This is a genomic window from Vibrio sp. 2134-1 (genome assembly GCF_033339495.1).
In genome coordinates this window covers 1-874 of sequence record NZ_JAWOUS010000232.1, presented here as the reverse complement: position 1 = coordinate 874, position 874 = coordinate 1, and the positions used below count along the sequence as shown (strand labels likewise).

The following is an 874-nucleotide window of genomic DNA, read 5'->3' as shown; positions in this document are numbered from 1 at the left end:
ACTCAACCGGTCTACTGATTGGTATGTGTATCGTATTCATGTACGCCGTTCTTGGTGGCATGAAAGGCATCACTTACACGCAGATTGCTCAATATTGCGTACTCATTTTGGCTTACACTATTCCTGCAATCTTTATCTCTCTGCAGCTTACCGGCAATCCAATTCCACAAATAGGGCTCGGCAGTACCATGGCCGGCACCGATGTCTATCTGTTGGATCGGCTAGACCAAGTGGTGACGGAGCTCGGCTTTAGTGAATACACCACTCAAGTCCGCGGTGACACGCTAAACATGTTCGTTTACACCATGTCACTGATGATCGGTACTGCAGGTCTGCCACACGTAATCATCCGTTTCTTCACTGTACCGAAGGTGCGTGATGCACGTACCTCTGCAGGTTGGGCACTTGTGTTCATCGCTATCCTATACACAACGGCTCCAGCAGTATCAGCAATGGCACGTCTAAACCTAATGGATACCGTTAACCCAGCGCCGGGCCAACACTTGGCTTATGACGAACGTCCTACTTGGTTCAAAAACTGGGAGAAAACGGGTCTGCTAGGCTTTGATGATAAGAACGGTGATGGAAACATCAACTACACATCAGATGCTGCAACTAACGAACTGAAAGTTGATAACGACATCATGGTACTGGCTAACCCTGAGATCGCGAAACTACCTAACTGGGTTATCGCACTGGTCGCAGCGGGTGGTCTAGCGGCGGCACTATCAACCGCAGCGGGTCTATTGCTGGCGATTTCGTCCGCGATTTCCCACGACTTAATCAAAGGGGTAATTAACCCGAATATCTCAGAGAAGAAAGAGCTGCTTGCGAGTCGAATCTCGATGGCGGTGGCCATTGCAGTCGCAGGTTA

Annotated in this window: 1 protein-coding gene; it reads left to right on the top strand. The window is 49.5% G+C overall.

The features are described from left to right. A partial coding sequence (locus R7R78_RS25140; RefSeq protein WP_225474503.1) for a VC_2705 family sodium/solute symporter occupies nt 1–874 on the top strand: 874 nt, incomplete at both ends.